This is a genomic window from Streptomyces fuscigenes, assembly GCF_021556455.1.
GTDB lineage: Bacteria > Actinomycetota > Actinomycetes > Streptomycetales > Streptomycetaceae > Streptomyces > Streptomyces fuscigenes.
Genome location: NZ_JAKGCV010000340.1, coordinates 1 through 6,037 on the forward strand (window position 1 = coordinate 1; position 6,037 = coordinate 6,037).

4 protein-coding genes are annotated in these 6,037 nt (G+C 73.1%); 1 reads left to right on the top strand and 3 read right to left on the bottom strand.

Annotated elements, in window-relative coordinates; genetic code table 11:
- Positions 1–260: 260 nt before the first annotated feature.
- Entirely contained in the window at positions 261–2,891 is a 2,631-nt protein-coding gene (locus L1885_RS21745; protein ID WP_235798847.1) for an ABC transporter ATP-binding protein/permease, read from the top strand.
- A 179-nt stretch (positions 2,892–3,070) separates the two neighbouring features.
- On the opposite strand, the gene L1885_RS21750 is transcribed toward L1885_RS21745, so the two are convergent.
- The 3 genes from L1885_RS21750 to L1885_RS21760 all read right to left on the bottom strand — a co-directional run bounded on the left by L1885_RS21750 (position 3,071) and on the right by L1885_RS21760 (position 5,960).
- Positions 3,071–3,844, bottom strand: a complete 774-nt coding sequence (locus L1885_RS21750) for a transglycosylase SLT domain-containing protein (protein WP_235798848.1) — start codon at positions 3,842–3,844, stop codon at positions 3,071–3,073.
- Between the two features lie 317 nt (positions 3,845–4,161).
- On the bottom strand, positions 4,162–5,268 hold the full coding sequence (locus tag L1885_RS21755) for an S-adenosylmethionine:tRNA ribosyltransferase-isomerase (protein WP_235798849.1): 1,107 nt from the start codon (positions 5,266–5,268) through the stop codon (positions 4,162–4,164).
- Positions 5,265–5,960 (bottom strand): SDR family NAD(P)-dependent oxidoreductase, encoded by a 696-nt coding sequence (locus tag L1885_RS21760; protein ID WP_235798850.1) that lies wholly within the window; start codon positions 5,958–5,960, stop codon positions 5,265–5,267. Before L1885_RS21760 ends, L1885_RS21755 begins: the two co-directional genes overlap by 4 nt.
- Positions 5,961–6,037 lie beyond the last annotated feature (77 nt).

Sequence of the window (6,037 nt, forward strand, 5' to 3'; positions counted from 1 at the left end):
CCGCGCCGCGGGTGCCTGCAGGCCCGGCGCCGCGTCCGCGCCCTGCCGGCCCGCGGCCGCGGCACGTCCGCGATCCGTCCGCGCTCCGTCCGGCTTCTGTCCGGGTTTCGTCCGCGAACCGTGCCGATCGCGTCCCCGTCCTACGGCAGTCGTACGGCAGTGGGCGCACCCGACTTTCCGCCACGCGCCCCGGCCTGGAATAGTTCCCCCGAAGTCATCGTCCCCAGGCTCCGTCGACTGGGGTACCTCGGGGGAAACACATGGGGCATGGAGTGCCGGAACTCGTACTTGAACTGAACGGCAGAACCTGGACACTCGACCCGTCCCGGTCCTACACCCTCGGCAGGGACCCGCAGGGCGACCTGGTCGTCGACGACGCCAGGGTCTCCTGGCGGCACGCCACCATCGCCTGGAACGGGCGGGGTTGGGCCATCGAGGACCATGGAAGCACCAACGGCACGTACGCGCGGGGGCAGCGCGTCCAGCAGCTCGAACTCGGACCGGGGTCGGCCGTGCACCTGGGCAACGCCACCGACGGGCCGCTGCTGAGCCTGAGCGCGGCGGCGCAGCACGTCTCCGCCGCGCAGCAACCCGCGGCGCAACAGCCGCCGCAGCAGGCGCAGATGCCCGCCCAGCAGCAGGCGCAGGCGCAGCCCCCGCAGGGGTACGCGGCGCCGCCGGCCCAGCAGCCGCAGGCCTGGTCCCCGCCGCAACACCCCGCCCAGCAGCCGCAACAGGCCGCCCCGCAGGCGTATCCGGGGGACCCGTCGCAGGCCCCTCGGGGGAGTGACCCGCAGCCCGGCGTCCCCGGCCAGGGCCAGGGCCGGGGCGGCAACTCGGGCCAGGGGCCCGCCCGGCAGGGCGCGGCCCCCGTGCACAACGACCGCAGCCCGACCACGTTCCACCAGGTCGCCCTCGGCCGGGTGATGCGCATCGGCCGCGCCCTGGAGAACGAGCTGGTCGTCTCCGACCTCCAGGTGTCGCGGCTGCACGCCGAGTTCACCGCCTCGCCCGACGGCCGCTCCGAGATCCACGACCTCGGCTCGCACAACGGCACCTTCGTCAACGGTGAGCGGATCGCCAAGTCGGGCACCGTCGTGCTCGGGCAGGGCGACATCGTCGGCGTCGGGCACTCCACGTTCCGGCTCGTCGGCGACCACCTCGAGGAGTTCGTCGACACCGGCGAGGTCTCGTTCTCGGCCCGCCACCTGACGGTGACCGTGGACGGCGGCAAGGAGATCCTCAAGGACGTGTCCTTCGGCGTGCCGGAGAAGTCGCTCGTCGGTGTGATCGGCCCGTCCGGCTCCGGCAAGTCGACGCTGCTCAAGGCGCTCACGGGCTACCGCCCGGCCGACCGCGGCGACGTCCTGTACGACAACAGGAACCTGTACAAGCAGTTCGCCGAGCTGCGCCAGCGCATCGGCCTGGTCCCGCAGGACGACATCCTGCACAAGGAACTGACCGTCCAGAAGGCCCTCAAGTACGCGGCCAAGCTGCGCTTCCCCGGCGACACCGCCGAGGCCGAGCGCGCCTCCCGCATCGGCGAGGTGCTGCGCGAGCTCAAGCTCGACACGCACAAGGAGAAGAAGGTCAGCTCCCTGTCGGGCGGGCAGCGCAAGCGCGTCTCGGTCGCCCTTGAGCTGCTGACCAAGCCGTCCCTGATCTTCCTGGACGAGCCGACGTCCGGCCTCGACCCGGGCATGGACCGCGACGTCATGCAGTTGCTGCGCTCGCTCGCCGACGACGGCCGCACCGTCCTCGTCGTGACGCACTCCGTCGCGGAACTCGCCCTGTGCGACAAGCTGCTGGTCATGGCGCCCGGCGGCGCTGTCGCCTACTTCGGCCCGCCGGAGGAGGCGCTGAACTTCTTCGGCTACTCCACGTGGGCCGACGTGTTCTCCGCGTTCGAGAACTACCGGGACTACGACTGGGCCGGCCGGTGGCGCGGCTCGCAGCACTACCAGCTGTACGCGGCCGACCTCGACTCCGTGGCCCCGCAGGCGGTGAGCATGGCGTCGGTGCGGCAGGCCAGGCCGCCGAAGCCGCAGAGCTGGGGCGCCCAGCTGCTGACGCTGATGCGGCGCTACGTGTCGGTGATCGCCTCGGACCGCGGGTTCATCGCGCTGATGCTCATCCTGCCCGCGGTGCTCGGCATAGTGAGCCTCGTCATCCCCGCCGAGTTCGGGCTCGGCAAGCCGGACGCGCGCCACGCGTTCAACAGCGGCGCGGGCACGATCACGCTGATCCTGGCCGTCGGCATGTGCTTCTCCGGCGCCGCCAACTCGGTGCGTGAACTGATCAAGGAGCGGGTCATCTACGAGCGGGAACGGGCCACCGGCCTCTCCCGCTCCGCGTACCTGATGTCGAAGGTGGTCATCCTCGGCCTGATCACGGCCGTCCAGGGCGGCATCATCTGCGGCATCGGCTTCTCCACCCGGCCGATGCCGACGGAGGGCCTGTTCATGCCGCCCGCCGTCGAGATCTGCCTCGCGATCATCGCGCTCGGGCTGACCTCGATGATGGTGGGCCTGGTCATCTCGTCGCTGGTGAAGACGTCCGAGAAGACGATGCCCCTGCTGGTGATGTTCGCCATCGTGCAGGTGGTCTTCACCGGCATCCTCTTCAAGGTGTTCGGCACTCCGGGCCTGGAGCAGTTCGCCTGGCTGATGCCGGCGCGCTGGGGCGTCGCCGCCGCGGGCACCACGCTGGACCTCTCGCACCTGATGCCGCCCTTCGACAAGGACGACCCGACGAACCTCGACCCGCTGTGGGCGCACGAGGCTTCGCAGTGGGTGACGGACGTCGGCATCCAGCTGCTGTTCGCCGCGGTCTGCGTGTTCGTGGTGGCGCGCCTGCTGCGCCGGCACGAGCCGGAGGTCATGCGGAAGTAGCGGCACCCGCCGAAGGTCCCGACGCCGGCCGGCGGGACCTTCGGCGCTCGCGGCGACGCCCGGAGGGCGGCACCCCTGCATACGGGGTGCCGCCCTCCGGGCGTGGTGCTCGCGTACTGCCGCGCTCCCGGGCGCCCCTCGCGGGGCGCCGGCGCGCGTCGGGACCGTGGTGGTCCGGCTCAGTAGGCGCTGTCGACGTTGTCCATCGAGCCGTACTTGTCCGCGGCGTAGTTGCACGCGGCCACGATGTTGGAGACGGGGTCGTAGATGTTGTTCGGCGTTCCGGCGACGTGGTAGGTCGCGAACGTCGGCGGGATCACCTGGAGCAGGCCCTTGGACGGGATCCCCTTCTGGGCGTTGATGTCCCAGAGGTTGATCGCCTTCGGGTTGCCCGAGGACTCGCGCATCACGTTGCGGTAGATGCCGTTGTACGAGCCCGGGATGTGGTGCTTCTTCATGATGGCCAGGGACTCGTGGATCCAGCCGTTCAGGTTGTTGGCGTAGACCGGCGCGTGGTGCACGCCGGCGGCCTTGGCCTTGGCCGCCTTCTTGGCGGCGGCCTGGGCCTTGGCGGCCTTGACGGCCTTGGCCGCCTTGGCCTTGGCCTCCGCGGCGGCGTGCGCCTTGGCGGCCTTGGCAGCCTTCGCGGCCTTGTCGTCGGAGGCCTTGTTCGCGGCCTTCGTGAAGGCTGCGGCCTGGGCCTTGACGGCGCTCTGGGGGGTTATCTGCTGCTTGGCGATGCTCGCGTGCAGGGCCGTTGCCTGCTCGCTGCCGGTCCACGCGACCGGGGCCGAGGCCACGGTGGTGTGGGCCGGAGACGCAGCAGCTGCCGACTGGTGACCCGGGGCCACGGCGAATGCCAGGGACCCGGCCCCGATCGCACCCATGGTGGCGGCGATCGTGACCTTGCGGGACAGGTTGAGTCGGATGGCAGGGGTGCGTGACGCGGACATAGAGACGTACCTCTTCGGGATCGGGGAGTCGCGAAGGCCGGTAGGCCACTGCCTGCTCGGCGGCGACGTCGGCAATTGTTAGCGCCCGCAAAATCCCAAGGCAAAGGTGTGACGTACGACCCCGGATAGTCGTGAGGAGGGCATAAAGGGGTGTCCGAATCGCCCCCCTTGACCCGCTCGACCTCCATTTATACGGGGTAGATTTGTCGACTAATCCCCTTCGTAAGTGACGTGCGTCCTATGCCCGGCCTCACATGGAGCCCCTCCCGAACTCACCCGAGGTTGCACAAGCAACGCACAGGGTGAGTGGTTTTCCGCTACCTCAGGAGCAGGTGGACGTCGCCGAACTCGTGCCACAGGTACCGCTGGTGGAGGGCCTCGGCGTAGCTGCCGGCCAGGGCCTCCCGGCCGGCGACCGCCTCCAGCATCAGCAGGTGGGACGCCCGCGGCTCGTGCAGCCCGGTCAGCAGCCCGTCCACCGCCCGCACGCCCCGCCGGGGCGTGACCACCAGGTCCGTCCATCCGGCCGCCGCCCGCACCGCGCCGTCGCCGTCCGCCGCCGACTCCAGGGCCCGCACCGCCGTGGTCCCCACGGCCACGACGGCGCCCCCGGCGGCCCGCGCCGCGTTCACCAGGCGCGCCGTCGTGCCCGGCACGCGGAAGCGCTCCGGGTAGGGCGGCTCGTGCGCCTCGGCCGAGGCGACCCCGGTGTGCAGGGTCAGCGGCGCGAACAGCACCCCGCGCCGCACCAGCGCGGCCACGGTCCGAGCGGTGAAGGGCCGGCCCGCACTCGGCATCTCCGCCGACCCCGACCCGTCCGGCTCGGGCAGCGCGAAGACGGTCTGGTACGCCGCCAGCTCCTGGTCGCGCTCCGTGTAGCCGTAGCGGATCGGCCGCCCGTGCCGCGCCAGCAGCGCGGTCACGTCCGCCTGCCGCGGCTCGACCGCCGGCCCCGGCCGCGCTCCCTCGTCGAAGCGGACCCGCGCCCACCACAGCCGGGCGCCCGCCGCGTCCAGCGGTTCCTCCAGCGTCAGCCGCGCCCCGCCCGGCAGCCGTACGAGCAGGCCCGACGGCCCGCCGGGACGCGGTCGGCTCGCCCCGCCGCCCGCCTCCGGGACCCGCAGCTCCACCGCCCAGCGCCCGTCGTCGCCGCGCGTGGAGAAGTGCACCACCACGGCCTCGCCGCCCGCCCCGGCGCCGAGCATGCCGCGGACGGCGGCGGGCAGGGTCCGCGACGTGTTGACGACCAGCACGTCCCCGGCGCGCAGCAGGTCCGGCAGGTCGCCGAACGCGTGGTGCGACACCCGGCGACCGCGCGTGAGCAGCAGCCGCACGTCGTCCCGTCCGCGCCCCCGCTGCTCGGCGGGCACCCGTGCGGAGAGCTCGTCCGGCACGCTCAGCGCCTCCAGCGCGGTCCCGTTCACCGGGCGGCCGCCAGGGCCTGGGCGGTGTAGCGCCCGCTCGCCGGACGCCCCTCCACCAGTGCCAGGAACCCCGGCACCACGGTCACCGGGTCCGGCCGGGCGTCCGTGTCGCCGGGCACCGCCGCCGCGTACAGGTCCGTCGCCATGTCCCCGGGATCCAGCGACCACACCCGCACGTCCGGCTCCTCCACCGCGAGCACCGCCGCCAGCTGGTCCAGCGCGGCCTTCGACGCCCCGTAGCCGCCCCAGGTCCCGTACGCCTCGGCCGCCGCGTCCGAGCTGACCGCCACCACCGAGCCCCGCCCGCTCGCCCGCAGCAGCGGCAGTGCCTCCTGCACGAGGCCGAGCGCGGCCACCACGTTCGTCTCCAGGGCCGCGCGCAGCCCCTCGATCGGGAGCCGGGCCAGCGGCACGAGCGGCTCCGCGCCCAGCGCGCTGGCGTTGCTCACCAGCAGGTCGAGGCCGCCGAAGCGGCCCGCCGCCGCCACCAGCTCCCGCCGGTGGGCCGCCTCCCGCACGTCCCCCGGGACGGCGGCCACCCGCGTCCCGTACGCGCGCGCCGCCGCGGCCGACTCCTCCAGTACGGGCGCGGTGCGCGCTCCCAGCACCAGGTCCCAGCCCCGTTCGGCCAGGCCCGCCGCGAGCGCACGCCCGAGCCCCTTCGAACCACCCGTGATCACAGCGACCGGCATGACGTCCACTCCTCGTGTGCCGCGGCCCGGCGCGTGCCCCGGCCGGTCCGCGTGGCCCGCCGGCCGCGCCGGCCCGC